This is a genomic window from Rathayibacter sp. AY1B6 (assembly GCF_002932755.1).
In the GTDB taxonomy this organism is placed as follows: domain Bacteria; phylum Actinomycetota; class Actinomycetes; order Actinomycetales; family Microbacteriaceae; genus Rathayibacter.
In genome coordinates this window covers 40,066-54,412 of record NZ_PSWL01000026.1, presented here as the reverse complement: position 1 = coordinate 54,412, position 14,347 = coordinate 40,066, and the positions used below count along the sequence as shown (strand labels likewise).

Here is a 14,347-nt window from a genome sequence, read left to right as displayed (position 1 = left end):
ACACCACTGCGTCGTCATCGACACCAACGGAACCAAGCTGCTCTCGCAACGGTTCAAGAACCGAGAAACGGCGATCCTGACCCTGATGGGCGACGTCGCCTCCTTGCCGGGTGGCACCGACGTCGCGTGGGCGACGGACCTCAACCACGGCGGAACGGGGCTGCTGCAGACGCTGCTCAGCTCCCACGCGCAGCCGCTGTTCTACATCTCGGGCCGGGTCGTTCATCATGCCTCGGGCGCCTACCGAGGCGAGGCAAAGACGGACGCGAAGGACGCGGTCATCATCGCCGACCAGGCCCGGACCCGACGAGACGTGACGCTGATGCGGCAGGCCGACGACGTCACCGCGGAGCTGCGCCTGCTCTCAGCCCGGCGCGAGGACCTGGTGCACGACCGCACCCGCGCCGTAAATCGGCTACGCGCCATCCTGGTCCACTACTTCCCGTCACTCGAGGGAGCGTTCAACTACGCGACGACCAGGGGACCTCTGGTGCTGCTCACCCGGTACGCGACGCCGTCCGCGATCAGGCGGACGGGGGAGAGCCGTCTGGCGTCGTGGTTGAAGGGGCAGGGCTGTTGGAAGTCCGCGGCCGTCGCTAAGACGGCGGTGGAAGCCGCGCGCGAGCAGACCTCGGTCGTCGCGGGGGAGGATGCCGCGGCCCGGCTGGTGAGCCGGTCCGCCCGCGATCTGCTCCGCATCCGCGACGAACTCGCCGAGCTCGAGGCCGAGATCGACGCCGTTCTACAGGACAGCAGTTCTGCGGATCTGCTCGTGTCGCTCCCCGGATTTGGGCGCAGGCTCGCCGCGGACTTCCTCGCCGCAACCGGTACTGACCTCGCCGCATTCGAGACGCCCGACCGGCTGGCCAGCTTCGCGGGCCTCGCTCCCGTGCCGCGCGACTCCGGGAAGATCTCCGGCAACCACCACCGGCCACGGCGCTACGACCGGCGGCTGTTGAACGCCTGCTTCCAAGCGGCGTTCATCGCGTCGAGGAACTGCCCGGTCTCTCGCTCGTTCTACGAGCGAAAACGTGGCGAGGGCAAGTCGCACAAGCAGGCACTGATCGCACTCGCCCGACGCCGCATCAACGTCATCTGGGCAATTTTCCGCGACCAGACCAGCTATCACCCCACAGGCGCAGAGCCCGCCGCGTTCGCGTCAGGGACGATCGCAGATGGGTCGGCGGCTCGTGGTCTCGGTGCTGGCGGGAATCCGTGGGAGGGCATCGGCAACCGTCACTCGTGGTGAACCACCTCGCTGCGGGGTAATCCTGGTCAGGGATTCTGCGCGCGATCGACGCGCGCGACAATCGCGCGCAGTGCTTCGACTTCGATGCTGAGGGCGGCGGTGCCCTGAGGAGTGAGAGCGACCCAGTTCTTGGCTCGGCGGCCGTCGTAGCCCCGTCGTGTGGTGATGTGACCGGCCCTGAGTAGGACTTCGAGGTGTCGTCCAAGGTTGCCGTCGGTGAGGTCGAGGGTGGTGCGCAGGAACCGGAAGTCGGCTTCGCCGGCCTCGTGAAGGATGGTCAAAATCGCAAGACGCGTTCGTTGGTGGACGGCATCGTCCAAGGACGCGAACTCGTCGTCGGTCGACTCCTCAGCGCCTGGTGCCACGGGCACGTCCCGTCTCCTGCCGGAAAGTGTTGATACCCAGAACGACGAGGGTGATGCCGGCGATCGTGAGAACGACGCCATCGATTGACAGAGGCGTGGAACCGTAGGAAGCACCCAGGATCAACCCGCTCTCGGGGGCAGCGTCCTGCAAGAAGCTGTTGAAGAGGAAGGGGGAAACTACTGCCACCCCGAGGCCAGCAAGCCACTGGCTGCGATTTTCGAGTCGCCAACCGATCGCGAACAGGAGCACCCCGACAAGAAACGCCGGACCGACGAACTCAACAAGAAAGGCCGGACCGGCGAACATCGTGGGCAAAAACGTCAAGATCGAGATTGCGGCGATGACGGCCGCGATCGGCCCCATGCGCTCGCGCCCCATTCCCACACCTGCGTGAGCAGCAGTAGCCCTCAGCACGATCCAGAGAGCGATGCTCGTGAAGGCAGGAATCAGGAAGCCGACGGTGAACAGCGTCGAACCGGCCAGGGGCAGCAGTCCGGCTGTTACCACTCCGACGCCGGAGACGATCAGCGGAAGTGATGACACGTGCCGCGCGTCTCGGACCCGTTCTTCTAAGGGCGTGCGAGTCAGCGACATGATGCTCCGATCACTCTGTGGTGTAGAGCAACTGTACTCTGCCTTGCAGAGCGGTCGCTAGGACGTCCAGCGTCGGGACCGTTTCGAGCGGCCGCAATTCCGCGCATCAGATCGCGAACAAGCGGACGCCGACCTCAGGCCGGCGCGGTGTCGTGCGCTGCGCGAATTTTTGCCTGGAAGCCTTCGGCAGCGTACGGGCCTCCGGCGTCCACGCAAGCCGCTGCGCGGCCGGCTCCTCCGAGCTTCTCGGCACGCGGTCGCTGCGCTCCCTCCCATCGCGCCGACAACCTCTCCTCCTCCGCCCTCCGGGTTGCGCTCCCACCTCCGACCCTGCTCGGCACTACGTGCCTTCCAGGCAAAAAAACGCTGGGAGAGAAGGAAGAACGACCGAGCCAGACCACCCCCGCTGGCTTGACAAACCTGATTGAGAATCACGGCAAAAAACGATGAGGAAGAGGAAGAACATGCAGCAGATCATCACCGTCAGCACCTTCGTCCCGGCCGCGAACGAGGACGGGATACAGAGCCAGTTGCGCCGGATCGCCGAGCGCGACGTCGACCTCTCAGGTCTGGCACGCAACGGGTGGGCGCTGGCACACATCGCCACGATCCCCGGCCCCGAGGGCGTCATGTTCGTGGACACCCTCACCCGCACCGAATCCTGACCCGCACCACCACCGAGGAGCAAACGCCATGTCCGACACCATCACCACCAGCCCCGCGGCCGAGGAGCCGACCCTCCTCGACGCGGTGGCCGAGTTCGCTTCCGTGTTCTCCCACGGAGACACCGCCGACGACCTGGCAGTCCGACTCAGCTGCGCCGAGGTCGACGCTCTGGCCGGACTCCTGCGAGCATTCGGACGAGATGAGGCCGCGGACCTGTGGATCGCGGAGCACGCGAGCGACGACGACGAGGGCGACGCCCACACCCCGGAAGGAACCCACCGATGAGCGAGCAGCAGCAGACCACGCCCGACCCGGCGGCGACCTACCAGGCGGCCGTCGCGGCCTTCGCGGCCACGCTCTCCGACCCGGCCGTCACGGAAGCGATCGCTCCGACGCTGCCGTGCTGGCGCGCGACGGGCATCATCGACCTCCTCACCCAGGCCGGACACACCGACGCCGCCGAGAAGTGGGCCGAGCTGCACGCCTGGTCCCCGGTCAACGACGAGCACGACCCGCATCGCGGCGACCGGTGGGACGACTGATGCTCACCGTCTACTCGAAGCCGTCGTGCGTGCAGTGCACCATGACCTACCGGGTGCTCGAGAAGAAGGGCATCGAGTACACCACCGTCGACATCACCACCAACCCCGCAGCGCTCGCGTACGTCACGGAGGAGCTGGGCTATTCCGCCGCCCCCGTGGTCGTCGCGAGCGACCAGGACCACTGGTCGGGCTTTCGCCCCGACCTCATCGAGAAGCACGCCGCATGACCGGCCCGAACATCACCGGCGACGACTACCGGGCCGGGTACCTCGCCGGACAGGCCGACCGGCAAGGCGAAGTCGACTGGCTGGAGAACGAGGCCGACCGGCTCTACCGCCTCGCCTACGGCGACGAGCGTCGCGTCCCCGCCCTCACCGTCACGCGCGCCGAGCTCGAACAGCGCAGAGCGCTGTCCGAGCCGCCTATGGAAGTCACGAGGCGCGACGCTCTGGCGTCCTGGGGCATCGAGACAACCCCCGCCGACACCCCGGCGGCCGCGGCCGCGGTCGAGAACCCGTCGACGTCGACGGGACCCACCAACCGCACGAGCAGGAGACGACAGATGAGCACCAGGACCATCACCGGCAACCTCGCCGCCGACCCCGAGGCCGTGCAGGCGGGCCGCGTGCAGATCGTGAAGCTGCGCGTCATCGAGAACACCGGCGAATACCGCGCGGGGGAGTGGATCCCGCACGACGCCCCGACCACGCACTACGTGGAAGCGAAGTTCGAACTCGGCGAGCACGTGCTCGCCTCCCTCCACAAGGGAGACGCCGTGATCGTCGTCGGCTACGAGCGCACCGTCGCCTGGGGCGACGGCGAGAACCGCCGCACCGGCCGCGTCCTCGAAGCCGACGCCATTGGCCCCAACCTCACCCGCGCGACCGCCGTCGTCACCACAACCACCCAGCGCGCACCCCGCCGCAGCGCCGCCCCCGCGGCTGAGTAAGTTGGTCGGCATGTGGGACGGGATCGCTCTGCTGCTGGCCGTGACAGGTGCCGCGCTCGTCGTCGCCGGTATCGTGCCGCTTTATCGCGACTCCGAGCTCCACTCCGCGCAGGTGTCCGAGGTCGCGGTCGACAAGCGCGCCCGGGCCCGCGGCGCACTCCTCGCGGCCGTTGTTCTCTTCTCCGCAGCCACTGTCGCCCTCCTCGCCGGCACCGCCGGCCCGTGAGGGGCGACCCTTCACACTCCCCGAGTGCCCCGTTGCGGGGCGCGAGCTGCGCGCGCGGCGGTGACGGAGCACCGCACGTCGAAAGCCGTGATGCGGCCCAGTCTCCGACGCCTCCGGCTCGGGGTTCATCCCTCGACGTAGCGTGCGCAGTCGCCGGAACCGTGCACATCTGCCGGATCGGCGCAGTGCAGGAGTGACCAGCTGGCACCCACGCCCGTGGGCTCTTCAAGACCGTTGTGGCGATCGAACGCTGTCGTCGTGTACACGTCGACGCCGTCGATCGAGCCACCGACGAACGCGAACGAGACGATCGGGTCACCTTCGGTGGTCGGTGTGCTCCAAGCCAGTTCCGCATCCTCTCCTGCGAGGGCGGCCGTCGCGAGGCAGGCTCGAGCCTCGCTAGGCAGGTCACTTCCTTGCTCAAGAACGTATTCGCCGCAGCTTGAACTGGCGTCGCTAACGGCGACGACGCCACCAGCATCAGGAAGGTTGCGAGCGGCGACGATCGGATCGCCGTTCGGCGCTTTCGACGCAGGTTCAGGCGCAGTCGCGGAGCAACCGCTGGCCAGAGTAAGCACCGCGATCGCGATCGCAGCTACCGTCAGGCGGTTCATCCGCCCACCGTATCCGCCAGCGCCGCATACCAGCCAAGGAACCAAGCGGGCGGGCCGGCGCCGCCCGCCCGTGAGGGGCGGCCCCCTCACGCTCCCCGGTGTCCCGTTCCGGGGCGCGAGCTGCACTCGCGCAGCGGCGACGGAGCGCCGCCAAGGGGAGGCCGCGATGCGGCCCGTTCCACCCGTTTTCTTCACCTCTCCGCGGTTTCAACCTATTTCGCTCCACCGGCTCCGTGCCACCGAGAGCGGACGCGCCCTGCGGGCTTATTTCGCCCGCTCTCGGTGTCACTGCGCCGCCTCCACTCAAACGGTTTTCCCCGCCGGAGAGGCAAAGAAAAACGATCAGCCAGAGGGAGCACCCACACCATGCAGACCACCACCGACTTGCAGACCACCGCGAAGACCTACCTCACGCTCGCGAACACCCGCGCGGTCGACGTGCGCGTTGTGGGCACCGACCCGAAGACGATGCCCTCGGTGCACGTCACCCGCCGCAAGTCCGGCGTCTGGGAGGCGTGGCACTCCGACCAGCTGCACGGCATCACCAGCGGCTCATTCCGCCACTGCGTCGCCCACGCCCGCCGCGCAGCGATCCGCCGCGTCGCCCCGTTCCTGAACCGCTGAGAGGACCACACCATGACCCGCACCGACACAGGCCGCGCCACGGCCGAACAGCTCGCGCTCATCCTCGCGACCAGTCGCGACGAGGACCCGGAGAACACCACCGCGACCGACGCGGAGATCCTCGCGCACACCCGCAACACGCTCGGACTGCCGGGGGAGTGCGGACCCGGCGGGATGCCTGTCTACGACGACGGCACCGCCGAGGCTGCCGCGTTGATCGCGTTCCTGACGCCCGCCGAGTAGCGCGGGGGAGGGGCCGGCCTTCGGGCCGGCCACGAGGGGTGACCCCCTCGCGCTCCCCCGTGTTCCGCCGGAGGCGGGGCGCGAGCTCCGCACGCGCAGCGGTGACGGAGCACCGCCGGCGGGAGCCGCTACGCGGCAGGTCCTTTGCTCGCCTGGCTCACGCTCGGCATCGCGTTCCTCCTGGGACACGCGGTCGCGCGTGGTCATCGGTCGCGAGGAAGTCAGACCTCCGGCACCCAGATGTCGGCTACGCCGGCCTGCAGGCGCATCTCGCCGAGTTTCAGTTGCTTGCGGAGACGAAGCCGGGTGTAGGGAACCAGGACCACCAGCGCGATGCCCTCCCGGTGTTCCGACTCGACTCGGATGGCCTCACCGCTCCCGCTGATCGTGACCACGCTGACGTACGCGACCGCCCGCAACGACTGCCGGTTCTCTCTGCTCGCACGCCGGAGCTCGTCGAGGTCCGCCTGGGACGAGTTGTTCCCGCGACCCGGCTCCTGCTCCACCATGCTCAGAACGCTGCGCCCGTCGGTGTCGATCGAGGCGGAGAACGGGCCGAGCTCGCCGCGCTTTCCGAGAGCCTCAACGGCGCGAGTCATCGTCAGATCGAGAAGGCCGTCGAGATCCTCTTGCGCTTCGGCTGATGCCGTCTCACGCCACATCATCATCTGCACACACTGCCACAGGCCGCAGTCTCGCGCTGGACGGAACCGCGGTCGCGTATACGGCGAAGGCCACACCCGTCTCCCCGGTCGGGGGCGCGAGCTGCGCTCGCGCAGCGGTGACGGAGCACCGCCGGCGGGAGCCGCTGCGCGGCGCGTTTCTAGGTTTTCTTCACCTCTCCGCGGTTTCAACCTATCTCCCTCCATCGGCTGCGTGCCGTCTCTCTCGGACGCGCCCTTCGGGCTTGTTTCGCCCGTGATCGGCGTCACTCCGCCGACTCCACTCAATTGGTTATCACTCGCCGGAGAGGCAAAGAAAAACGATCAGGAAGACGACAAAAGCCCCGTAGTTGGTCTAGAACCACGGGACTTGTCACCTTCATGGTCGCACACCGATTGAGGAGAAACCATCGTGACTATCACCACCGGAACCGGGACCATTCAGCACATCGACCCGACCGCCCTCGTGATCGAGGCGAACGTGCGCACCAGCGCCCCGCTGACGAAGGACTTCATCGCGTCGATCCGCGAGAACGGCGTCATCACCCCGGTCCTCGCCCGCCGCGACGAGCACGGCAACGTCATCGTCCGCGCCGGACAGCGCCGCACCCTCGCCGCCCGCGAGGCCGGAGTGCCCACGATCCCGGTCTACGTCGTGGAGGGCGACGAGACGACCGCGGACCGGATCGTGCAGCAGATCATCGAGAACGACCAGCGCGCCGAACTGAGCGTCGCGGACCGCACCGCCGCGTGGGCGCAGCTCGCGTTCGAGGGCGTCACCGCCGCAGCGATCGCCAAGCGCACCGGCACCAAGACCGACGCGGTGAAGAAGGGCCTCGCGGTCGCGGAGTCCGCAATTGTCACGTCCGTTCTGCACGAGCACGAGCTGACCCTGGACCAGGCGGCGGTGCTGTTGGAGTTCGAGGACGATGCCGACGCCCGCGCGAACCTGATCGAGGTCGCCACCCACGACCCGGCCCAGTTCGAGCACACCGCGCAGACCCTCCGCGACGAGGCCGCGCACCAGGCGCTCCTCGCAGCGACCGCCGCCGAGTACACCGGCAACGGCTTCCAGATCCTCACCCGCTCCGACGCCTACGGCGACCAGGCGACGTGGACGCCGGTGCGGCAGCTGCGCGGCGAGGACGGCAAGAGCGTCACCCCCGAGCAGGTCGCCGCCGCTCCCGGACGCGGAGTGCTCATCGACACCAGCTGGCGCGGCGAGGTCGAGGTCACCCTCTTCGTCCAGGACCCCACCGCCGCCGGATTCACCTACGCCTACGGAGCCCCCGAGCAGCCGCAGACCGAGGAGGAAGCCGAGGAGGAGCGCGCCGAGAAGTCCGCGGAGCGGAAGGTGCTCATCGCCAATAACAAGGCGTGGAACGCGGCCGAGAAGGTGCGGCGCGAGTGGATCGCGACGTTCCTCGCCCGCAAGACCCTCCCGAATGACGCGGATCGCGTCATCGCTCTCGGCCTCACCGCGCACCGGTTCGCGGTGTCGTCGGGGATGAGCAACGGCAGCGACCTCGCGTACGCGCTGCTGCGCGTCGAGCGTCCCTCCGGCTACCGCGCGGACGCTCTCGCTGCGCTGGTCGAGGCGAATCCCGCGAAGGCCCGCCTGGTCGCGCTGGCCGTCGTCCTCGGAGGGCAGGAGGCGCACACGAGCAAGGAGTCCTGGCGCCGCGGCGACGAGCGCACGGCCGAGCACTTCCGCCAGCTCGCGGCCTGGGGATACGCGCTCTCCCCGGTCGAGCAGGTCGTCACCGGCGACAGCACCCCCACCGACGCCGCAGGGCTCAGCTAGCCCACCCGGCGGGGACCGGCTCGCGCCGGTCCCCGCCCCTCCTCTTCTCCCACTGCTGCACAGGAAGGCCCGACCATGACCACCACGACCACCGCACCCCGCCCCGCCCACCGATTCGACCCGTACCAGGAGGACCCGACGCTGCGAGCGGCCGAGGTCGCCGTCGACGCCGCGTCCGGCGACGCCGACGCGACCGCGCCCGCAGCGCGAGCGCTGATCGTCGCCGCGGCCGCCTACGGCTGGCCCACCGCGACCGCCCTCGTCTTCACATACGAGACGACCGGCCCCATCGCCCACGTCTGGGGACTGTGGAAAATCCTCGACGCCGACCGGCAGGTGCTGCGCGAATGGGACGAGGAGCCCGGCGACATGACGGATGAGTCCGAGGAGGAACTGATCGCCCTTGACCTCATCAGCAACCGCCGCGCGACCCTCGACTACACCGACTTCGGGAAGCCCATCGGCTCCACGACCCTGATCCTTCACACGCTCACCCTCTGAGCGCGTGTGCGGGCCGACCCTAAGCGGGCCGACCCTAAGCGGGCCGGCCCGCACGAGGGGGAGAACCCCCTCGACCCCCCCCGTCGAGAGCCCGCGTCCTGCCTGTGCTTTCACCGGTGGCTAGGCTACGGACGCGAAAACCGCAGTGATGGCAGAGGGGCACCCTTCGTGACGACCGGACCGAAAGTGTCGATCGGAGCCGGAGTCGCTGGGCTCCTGGTCTTGATCTTCGAGCTCTACGGCCAGGTCAGAAACGGCACCGAGACCTGTTACGCCTGGTACGGCGTTCTCTTTCCCGGCGTGGAAACGGAGACCCTGGCAGGCGCTTCACTGTGGCCGCTCGGCCTCAGGTGCACTTATGAGCGATTGGGCTCCGGTGACGTACTCGCCGTAATCAACCCGAGCTGGTTCCTCACAGCGCTGCTGATCGTGTCGTTGGGGCTGATCATCGGCGGCCTCGTCTATGCCATCCGCTCTCACACCGCTCCGGCCAGATCTGACGCGTAACGCCCCGGCCCCGACCGGGCCGGCCCACAGGGGAGGGAGAATCCCCTCGACCCCAGGGCCTCGCACCACAGCAGCACAGCCAGTGTCATGGCCGGATGCGACGATGGACGCGCTCGCACCCGTCGCGACCGCCGGTCGTCGCGCCTCATCAGACAGGACACCAGCGATGAAGCTCTACCCCGACGTGATCAGCACGCTCCGCGCCCAGGAAATCGAACCTGACGAATGGGCGCGCGAGCACAGCTCGCCCTCCATCGCAGAGTGGGCCGGCGACGCGTGCGGCTGCGCCGACGACCGCTGCATCGGCCACCACCACGACGAGCACGAGGACTGCGGCTGCTTCCCCGCGATGCTCGAGCAGCACTTCGCCCAGGAAGACGCTCGCGGCCACCGGACCCTTAAATGGCGCACCACTCCCGTCAGCGTCGTCGTCTCAGCAGAATCCGACCTCGAGGACTTCGGGCTCCTCGCCCTCGCCGACCAAGACCAGATCGACCTCTTCGCCAGCACCGACGTCGACACGGCGGCGATGACGCAAGAACACACCACCGCCGAAGAGACAGCCCGGATCGCAGCGTTCGCCGCCGAAATGTCCACCGCCGGCTCCCTGAGCGCCGAGCAGTACGAGCAGCTCGGAGAGATCCACCACGCGGTCCTCAACCGCGCCAAGGACGCAGGCGACCCCCGGTACGACCTGTACCGCGAGACGGAACGGCTCTCCCGCGCCATCACCGAGGTCTGGGACCGCGACGTCGCCGCGTACCAGGACGCCTACCTCACCGTCGTCCGCGACACCCTCACCACCCGTGGTCTCACGACCGGCATCAAGGTCGTCGCCTTCGCTGACCGCGACACCGGAATCTACGACGAAGACCTCGCGCACGACCTGCGCGACGTCGCCCTGCTCACCACGCCCCTGCCCGTCATCGGAGCCCCCAGGGAGGAGCGCAAGATGACGGTCGACGCGCTGCGCGCCGCCGGCCTCAGCTACATCGAGCGCGCCCGCGCCGTCGTGTCCGCCGAGGCTGCAGCCGAGTAGCGATCAGCGGCGGGGCCGCGGCTTGTACTTCTTCCCCGCCCGGATGTTCCGGTTCTCGATCACCCCGACCACCGTCAGGCCGGCGGCCACGGCGACGATCAGCACCCACCCGAGCACGTTGAACCACTCACCGGTGAACGCCGCGTAGGTCTGCTCGCCGGCGATTGCGAAGAGCATGAACGATAGCCCGAACCAGACCATGCCGTTGCTGATCAGCGCAGCACGTGCGAGCTTGGTCCGAGGCTTCGACATGCGCCCACCCTCCCACCGGATTCTGGGCGTGTCCACGGAGCCGAGGCGGTTCTAGGGTGAGCGCATGAGCACCCCGACGCCCCGCGAGTTGCTGGCCGTTCACGTCGCCACCGACCCCTCCGGGATCACCGCGACCTTCACTCTGGGCGACCCGCTCGAACTGCCACAGTCGGTGGGATGGTTGACCTACGCCATCGAGCTCACCGGCGCTGATGGCGCCACGGCGAAGCACTTCGGCGTCCGCCTCTCAGAGCAGGAGACGAAGGCGTTCGTCTTCGAGTTCGAGAGCGCCACCCAAGCCAACTACGACGCCACGCACGTCACGGACCGTGGCGCCTCGCTCGTCGCCCGGGTCCCGGACTCCTCACTCGGCGTCGACGCGATCGGCACAGTCACCGGATTCGCCACCATCGAGGGCGAGGACGTCGCCGCCGGCGTCGCCGTCCAGTTGCTTAGGTAGTGCGTGATGCCAGCCATCCGGCCCAGTGGCCCTATCGACGTGTATTCAGCGACGCAGGTCGGTAGCGCCATCCTTGCGATGGCACGCAGCGCGGAGACGATCGCAATGAACGCCTGGCAGAACCCGCCAGCGTCGGGCTTCGGGGCCGGACTCTACATCGACCGCTCCTACACCGCGGCGGTGAGCCAGATGTCGATCTCTGTGGCCAGCGGCCTCGATCACCTCCGCGCGCTGGGATATGCGCTCCAACAGGATGATCCGTTGACCACCTCCCTCGGAACGATCGCTCGTGGAGCGGTCGAAGCGTTGGGGCGAGCCTGGTGGATGCTTTCGAGTGACACGTCGCTTCAGTGCCGGCATCGAGCTGCGCTCCTTCTGGCGAAAGAGGGACAGGGGCTCTACAGCCGAGGCATCATGTCTCCGAACAGCGCCGGTGAGGACGGTCGGGCGCTGTTCGATGCCACTCTCCACTCGCAACTCGCAGAGACCACTGAGGGAGTAGCTGCAACGGAGATGCCGACGTTGCGCCAGTTCCTCAGCAGGACTCCGAGCTTCACCACGCTCGCATCGGAAGTCTTGGATGCGACAGGAATCGACGGGGCCGTGGCTTACTCACGTCTCTCCGGCATTGCTCACGGCGAGTCGCTGCACTTGATGGCTCGAGGCGTGTCCACGACTCCGACGACCGCCGGACTTGCGCAGACCTACGAGTGGGTCGCACAGGTAACGCGCTACCCCCTCGATGCCCTCCACGTCACCATCGAACTGCTCGTTCGGAGGTGGGGAACCGCGAGTGAGGCGGAAGAGTGGCAACGTATCCGCGATATATCCTTCGATCAGATTGGAGCCGTCCTCGATGCACGTTGAGTCGCCTGGCGCGACACTCTCCGCCAGACCGGACGACGAGACTCGCTCGACCTAATCCGGCCGGACCTAGGGTGGGCAGATGAGTCGTCGTTCTGTTGCACTCACACTCCTGCTGGCTGTCGTGGGCACCATGACCGCGTGCGCGCCAGGGCCCGTTGATCGCGCGCAGCTCACCCAGTGGCGCTCGGATCGTCAGGCTGACATCGACGCGGGAGGTCCTTTCCTCGCTGTGCTGTCGTCCGATTCGAGCGCGGGGCAGGAAGGGGATCGGCTGGAATCTGCCTTCGACCAACCGGTACTGCCCGGCGCCATCACCTTCGAATGCTTCGGGGATGGCACGGTCGAACTGCATCTCGACTCCGACTCCAAGACCGGCACGGTCACGACAGGCAAGACCACTGTCCAAACCGTGGACTGCGGCGACGGTCCGCTCGACATCGACCCAGCCTCCCTCGGCACCGACCCAATCGACCTCGTCGGCGCGGCTACAACTGGCGCCGATCGCGACACGGCATGGTTCCTGACCGTGCGTGAGGCGTAGAGCACGCACTGACGGCCCGCCGCTCATGTCGGCTCCTGCGGGGCAAGCTAGTTCGTCCCGTAGGGGGATCGTTCACCGGTCGCGTATGCAGCTACGGGCAGCGGTAGGTCTTCGCGAAGTCGGTTGCCGTGAACTGCCTTCCCTCGGTCATCGAGTTCAGCGACGGGCAGATGTCGTTGTTGTGCGCCGCCGCTACGAAGGGGGTCGCTGCTTGTGGGACGCAGCCGTAGTCCTGGTCGGGCTGGTCGAGGATTCGCAGCTGACCTGTCTCCCCGGCGGCGAGGTGAAGATCGGACCAGGAGCAGGACCAGGTGAGTGAGGCTCCGGTGTCGTTGGTGATGCTGACGTAGTGGGAAGGGCCATGCACTCCGAACAGCAGATCACCCACCCACAGAACCGCGGCCGCCACGACGGCTAGAGCGCCCAGCACGATCGACAGTCTCACCAACCGTCGTTGGCGGGGTGGTGTCTGCCGGTCCGGCGAGAGTCTGCTCGGGTCCCAGCTGTCCAGGCGTTCAACCACGGCGTATCCACCCCTCGGCGCGACGTGAAGCGGCCTCGATCGCCGCCGAGCTCGTTACCTTGAGTTCTCCCACGGGAGAACAGTAGGCGTGACGCGGCTCTCACCACGAGGAGCTACCGACTCGCGACCGAGAGTGTCCTGTAAGGGGATCGATCCGCGGGACGCTTTCAGCGGACTGCTCGGAGGGGCTACTGCTCGTCTTTCCGGGCTGCTCGGCCGACGAAGTGCACGGACCGTCGAGCGTCGACGAGTTCGCGCTTCTCGAAGTGGCGAACGACGAAGGCTCCTGCGACGAACGAGTAGCCGATGCCCTCCGCGATTCGTGTGAGGACCGGGATGGTGCTGATGATCTGTTCGACGGTGGGTGATCCGTTGGCTTGGTAGGGGGCGATCCAGAACGGCACGATCGTGCCGAAGACGATGCCCAGGAGAATCCCGGCGACACCGATCCAGAACATGGAAGTGGACGAAAGTGCTCTGAGCATGGGATCCCCGGAATGTTCGGTGGGCGAGTCGAGAGGCGCCGCTGTCGGACGCGCCGTCCTCGCTCACGGCTGATCGGTCTGGTTACAAGCGCAGGTTGAGCGCGGCGAGGACGGTGACGAGGCCGGCCGCGACGACGACGACCGTCAGTGCAACGCGCCCCGCCGTACGGCGGAGAAGGCCGGTCATCGTGGCGGCGTCCGCCACGCGAGTCGCGATCACGAGGTCAGGAACGCCGGCCGGCGGTTGCGGTGGCGTCGTGGAGTCGTCTTCGCTGGCCGGGACGCTCACGGTCTGCTGAGCCGGCTCGATCCGATCGGGCAGCTTCTTGAAGCGGCCATCATTCGATTCGCCCACAGCGACCTCCCCAGCGGTCGCCGCATCGCGACCCTCCTTCGTGACTGTAGCCGTGCAACTCCATTGCGTCAGCGTGAGCGCGTAGCGGCCTGGAGCTGGAGACTGCTGCGGCGCACGTCTCCTCTCCACTCCTCGAGCGTCCACCGATCGGGTCCCGTAGAGGAACCTGCTGCTTCCCGAGCGCGCTGCTCGCTGCCATAGATTCCAACGACGTCGGTGGCGTCTGCCCAGAGGGCTGTCCTGAGGAGGAGGTAGTGCTCACCGTCACTGCTGTTCTT

24 protein-coding genes are annotated in these 14,347 nt (G+C 67.8%); 16 read left to right on the top strand and 8 right to left on the bottom strand.

Annotated elements, in window-relative coordinates:
* Positions 1-1,249, top strand: a 1,249-nt coding sequence (locus C5D08_RS13650; protein WP_258067410.1) for an IS110 family transposase, incomplete at its 5' end; no start/stop codon positions are given.
* Positions 1,250-1,275: 26 nt separating this feature from the next.
* Here the strand turns inward: C5D08_RS13650 and C5D08_RS13645 are convergent.
* Together C5D08_RS13645 and C5D08_RS16740 are read right to left on the bottom strand one after the other, a co-directional pair.
* The gene (locus tag C5D08_RS13645; protein WP_258062327.1) at positions 1,276-1,569 is read right to left on the bottom strand and encodes a transcriptional regulator; all 294 of its coding nucleotides are present in this window, start codon (positions 1,567-1,569) and stop codon (positions 1,276-1,278) included.
* A gap of 28 nt (positions 1,570-1,597) precedes the next feature.
* On the bottom strand, positions 1,598-2,209 hold the full coding sequence (locus tag C5D08_RS16740) for a hypothetical protein (RefSeq protein WP_146084343.1): 612 nt from the start codon (positions 2,207-2,209) through the stop codon (positions 1,598-1,600).
* A gap of 464 nt (positions 2,210-2,673) precedes the next feature.
* Between C5D08_RS16740 and C5D08_RS13640 the strand changes: the two genes are divergently transcribed.
* From C5D08_RS13640 to C5D08_RS13615, 6 genes are read left to right on the top strand one after another with little or no spacing between them, the layout of a single operon-like run.
* Positions 2,674-2,874: a hypothetical protein gene (locus C5D08_RS13640; RefSeq protein WP_104277494.1), complete on the top strand. Its 201-nt coding sequence runs from the start codon at positions 2,674-2,676 to the stop codon at positions 2,872-2,874.
* Positions 2,875-2,902: 28 nt separating this feature from the next.
* Positions 2,903-3,160, top strand: coding sequence for a hypothetical protein (locus tag C5D08_RS13635; protein WP_219814778.1), 258 nt, complete (start codon positions 2,903-2,905; stop codon positions 3,158-3,160).
* Entirely contained in the window at positions 3,157-3,417 is a 261-nt protein-coding gene (locus C5D08_RS13630; RefSeq protein WP_104256091.1) for a hypothetical protein, read from the top strand. The genes C5D08_RS13635 and C5D08_RS13630 overlap by 4 nt, the downstream gene beginning before the upstream one ends.
* A complete protein-coding gene (nrdH, locus tag C5D08_RS13625) occupies positions 3,414-3,644 on the top strand; it encodes a glutaredoxin-like protein NrdH (protein ID WP_056045893.1) in 231 nt (76 codons plus the stop codon). The genes C5D08_RS13630 and nrdH overlap by 4 nt, the downstream gene beginning before the upstream one ends.
* The gene (locus C5D08_RS13620; protein WP_104277493.1) at positions 3,641-4,366 is read left to right on the top strand and encodes a single-stranded DNA-binding protein; all 726 of its coding nucleotides are present in this window, start codon (positions 3,641-3,643) and stop codon (positions 4,364-4,366) included. The genes nrdH and C5D08_RS13620 overlap by 4 nt, the downstream gene beginning before the upstream one ends.
* A 10-nt stretch (positions 4,367-4,376) precedes the next feature.
* Positions 4,377-4,592, top strand: coding sequence for a hypothetical protein (locus C5D08_RS13615; RefSeq protein WP_104324909.1), 216 nt, complete (start codon positions 4,377-4,379; stop codon positions 4,590-4,592).
* 125 nt (positions 4,593-4,717) lie between these two features.
* Here the strand turns inward: C5D08_RS13615 and C5D08_RS16735 are convergent, their stop codons facing one another.
* Complete coding sequence (locus C5D08_RS16735; RefSeq protein WP_146084294.1) at positions 4,718-5,206, bottom strand: hypothetical protein; 489 nt, start codon at positions 5,204-5,206, stop codon at positions 4,718-4,720.
* A gap of 366 nt (positions 5,207-5,572) precedes the next feature.
* On the opposite strand from C5D08_RS16735, the gene C5D08_RS13610 reads away from it, so the two are divergent.
* Both C5D08_RS13610 and C5D08_RS13605 read left to right on the top strand, forming a co-directional pair.
* Positions 5,573-5,830, top strand: a complete 258-nt coding sequence (locus C5D08_RS13610; RefSeq protein WP_104277491.1) for a hypothetical protein — start codon at positions 5,573-5,575, stop codon at positions 5,828-5,830.
* A 12-nt stretch (positions 5,831-5,842) separates the two neighbouring features.
* Entirely contained in the window at positions 5,843-6,073 is a 231-nt protein-coding gene (locus C5D08_RS13605; RefSeq protein ID WP_104257587.1) for a hypothetical protein, read from the top strand.
* 221 nt (positions 6,074-6,294) lie between these two features.
* On the opposite strand, the gene C5D08_RS13600 is transcribed toward C5D08_RS13605, so the two are convergent.
* Positions 6,295-6,741: a hypothetical protein gene (locus C5D08_RS13600; RefSeq protein ID WP_146086164.1), complete on the bottom strand. Its 447-nt coding sequence runs from the start codon at positions 6,739-6,741 to the stop codon at positions 6,295-6,297.
* Positions 6,742-7,147: 406 nt separating this feature from the next.
* Between C5D08_RS13600 and C5D08_RS13595 the strand changes: the two genes are divergently transcribed.
* The 4 genes from C5D08_RS13595 (at position 7,148) to C5D08_RS13580 (ending at position 10,586) form a co-directional block, all read left to right on the top strand.
* Positions 7,148-8,539, top strand: a complete 1,392-nt coding sequence (locus tag C5D08_RS13595; RefSeq protein ID WP_181110325.1) for a ParB/RepB/Spo0J family partition protein — start codon at positions 7,148-7,150, stop codon at positions 8,537-8,539.
* A 75-nt stretch (positions 8,540-8,614) separates the two neighbouring features.
* Positions 8,615-9,040, top strand: coding sequence for a hypothetical protein (locus C5D08_RS13590; RefSeq protein WP_104277488.1), 426 nt, complete (start codon positions 8,615-8,617; stop codon positions 9,038-9,040).
* A gap of 222 nt (positions 9,041-9,262) precedes the next feature.
* Positions 9,263-9,547, top strand: a complete 285-nt coding sequence (locus C5D08_RS13585; RefSeq protein ID WP_181110324.1) for a hypothetical protein — start codon at positions 9,263-9,265, stop codon at positions 9,545-9,547.
* A 166-nt stretch (positions 9,548-9,713) separates the two neighbouring features.
* Complete coding sequence (locus tag C5D08_RS13580; protein WP_104277486.1) at positions 9,714-10,586, top strand: hypothetical protein; 873 nt, start codon at positions 9,714-9,716, stop codon at positions 10,584-10,586.
* A gap of 3 nt (positions 10,587-10,589) precedes the next feature.
* On the opposite strand, the gene C5D08_RS13575 is transcribed toward C5D08_RS13580, so the two are convergent.
* On the bottom strand, positions 10,590-10,838 hold the full coding sequence (locus C5D08_RS13575; protein ID WP_104248327.1) for a hypothetical protein: 249 nt from the start codon (positions 10,836-10,838) through the stop codon (positions 10,590-10,592).
* Between the two features lie 64 nt (positions 10,839-10,902).
* Here C5D08_RS13575 and C5D08_RS13570 point away from each other — a divergent pair, with 64 nt between their 5' ends.
* The 3 genes from C5D08_RS13570 (at position 10,903) to C5D08_RS13560 (ending at position 12,706) form a co-directional block, all read left to right on the top strand.
* Complete coding sequence (locus tag C5D08_RS13570; RefSeq protein ID WP_104248326.1) at positions 10,903-11,298, top strand: hypothetical protein; 396 nt, start codon at positions 10,903-10,905, stop codon at positions 11,296-11,298.
* 105 nt (positions 11,299-11,403) lie between these two features.
* Complete coding sequence (locus C5D08_RS13565) at positions 11,404-12,165, top strand: hypothetical protein (protein WP_104248325.1); 762 nt, start codon at positions 11,404-11,406, stop codon at positions 12,163-12,165.
* Positions 12,166-12,286: 121 nt separating this feature from the next.
* Positions 12,287-12,706: a hypothetical protein gene (locus tag C5D08_RS13560; RefSeq protein ID WP_146079379.1), complete on the top strand. Its 420-nt coding sequence runs from the start codon at positions 12,287-12,289 to the stop codon at positions 12,704-12,706.
* Between the two features lie 91 nt (positions 12,707-12,797).
* Here C5D08_RS13560 and C5D08_RS13555 read toward each other — a convergent pair whose 3' ends face one another.
* The 3 genes from C5D08_RS13555 to C5D08_RS13545 form a co-directional block, all read right to left on the bottom strand.
* Positions 12,798-13,073 (bottom strand): hypothetical protein, encoded by a 276-nt coding sequence (locus tag C5D08_RS13555; RefSeq protein WP_146076568.1) that lies wholly within the window; start codon positions 13,071-13,073, stop codon positions 12,798-12,800.
* A gap of 344 nt (positions 13,074-13,417) precedes the next feature.
* Positions 13,418-13,687: a hypothetical protein gene (locus tag C5D08_RS13550; protein WP_104224259.1), complete on the bottom strand. Its 270-nt coding sequence runs from the start codon at positions 13,685-13,687 to the stop codon at positions 13,418-13,420.
* 109 nt (positions 13,688-13,796) lie between these two features.
* A complete protein-coding gene (locus C5D08_RS13545; protein WP_104227086.1) occupies positions 13,797-14,069 on the bottom strand; it encodes a hypothetical protein in 273 nt (90 codons plus the stop codon).
* Positions 14,070-14,347 lie beyond the last annotated feature (278 nt).

Excerpts from the sequence above, each read along its gene's own strand:
- C5D08_RS13575 (WP_104248327.1), bottom strand. The coding sequence starts at position 10,838 with ATGTCGAAGCCTCGGACCAAGCTCGCACGTGCTGCGCTGATCAGCAAC.
- C5D08_RS16735 (WP_146084294.1), bottom strand. The coding sequence starts at position 5,206 with ATGAACCGCCTGACGGTAGCTGCGATCGCGATCGCGGTGCTTACTCTG.
- C5D08_RS13635 (WP_219814778.1), top strand. The coding sequence starts at position 2,903 with ATGTCCGACACCATCACCACCAGCCCCGCGGCCGAGGAGCCGACCCTC.
- C5D08_RS13615 (WP_104324909.1), top strand. The coding sequence starts at position 4,377 with ATGTGGGACGGGATCGCTCTGCTGCTGGCCGTGACAGGTGCCGCGCTC.
- C5D08_RS13620 (WP_104277493.1), top strand. The coding sequence starts at position 3,641 with ATGACCGGCCCGAACATCACCGGCGACGACTACCGGGCCGGGTACCTC.
- C5D08_RS13610 (WP_104277491.1), top strand. The coding sequence starts at position 5,573 with ATGCAGACCACCACCGACTTGCAGACCACCGCGAAGACCTACCTCACG.
- C5D08_RS13570 (WP_104248326.1), top strand. The coding sequence starts at position 10,903 with ATGAGCACCCCGACGCCCCGCGAGTTGCTGGCCGTTCACGTCGCCACC.
- C5D08_RS13550 (WP_104224259.1), bottom strand. The coding sequence starts at position 13,687 with ATGTTCTGGATCGGTGTCGCCGGGATTCTCCTGGGCATCGTCTTCGGC.
- C5D08_RS13640 (WP_104277494.1), top strand. The coding sequence starts at position 2,674 with ATGCAGCAGATCATCACCGTCAGCACCTTCGTCCCGGCCGCGAACGAG.
- C5D08_RS13590 (WP_104277488.1), top strand. The coding sequence starts at position 8,615 with ATGACCACCACGACCACCGCACCCCGCCCCGCCCACCGATTCGACCCG.
- C5D08_RS13605 (WP_104257587.1), top strand. The coding sequence starts at position 5,843 with ATGACCCGCACCGACACAGGCCGCGCCACGGCCGAACAGCTCGCGCTC.
- C5D08_RS13580 (WP_104277486.1), top strand. The coding sequence starts at position 9,714 with ATGAAGCTCTACCCCGACGTGATCAGCACGCTCCGCGCCCAGGAAATC.
- C5D08_RS13630 (WP_104256091.1), top strand. The coding sequence starts at position 3,157 with ATGAGCGAGCAGCAGCAGACCACGCCCGACCCGGCGGCGACCTACCAG.
- C5D08_RS13565 (WP_104248325.1), top strand. The coding sequence starts at position 11,404 with ATGAACGCCTGGCAGAACCCGCCAGCGTCGGGCTTCGGGGCCGGACTC.
- C5D08_RS16740 (WP_146084343.1), bottom strand. The coding sequence starts at position 2,209 with ATGTCGCTGACTCGCACGCCCTTAGAAGAACGGGTCCGAGACGCGCGG.
- C5D08_RS13600 (WP_146086164.1), bottom strand. The coding sequence starts at position 6,741 with ATGATGATGTGGCGTGAGACGGCATCAGCCGAAGCGCAAGAGGATCTC.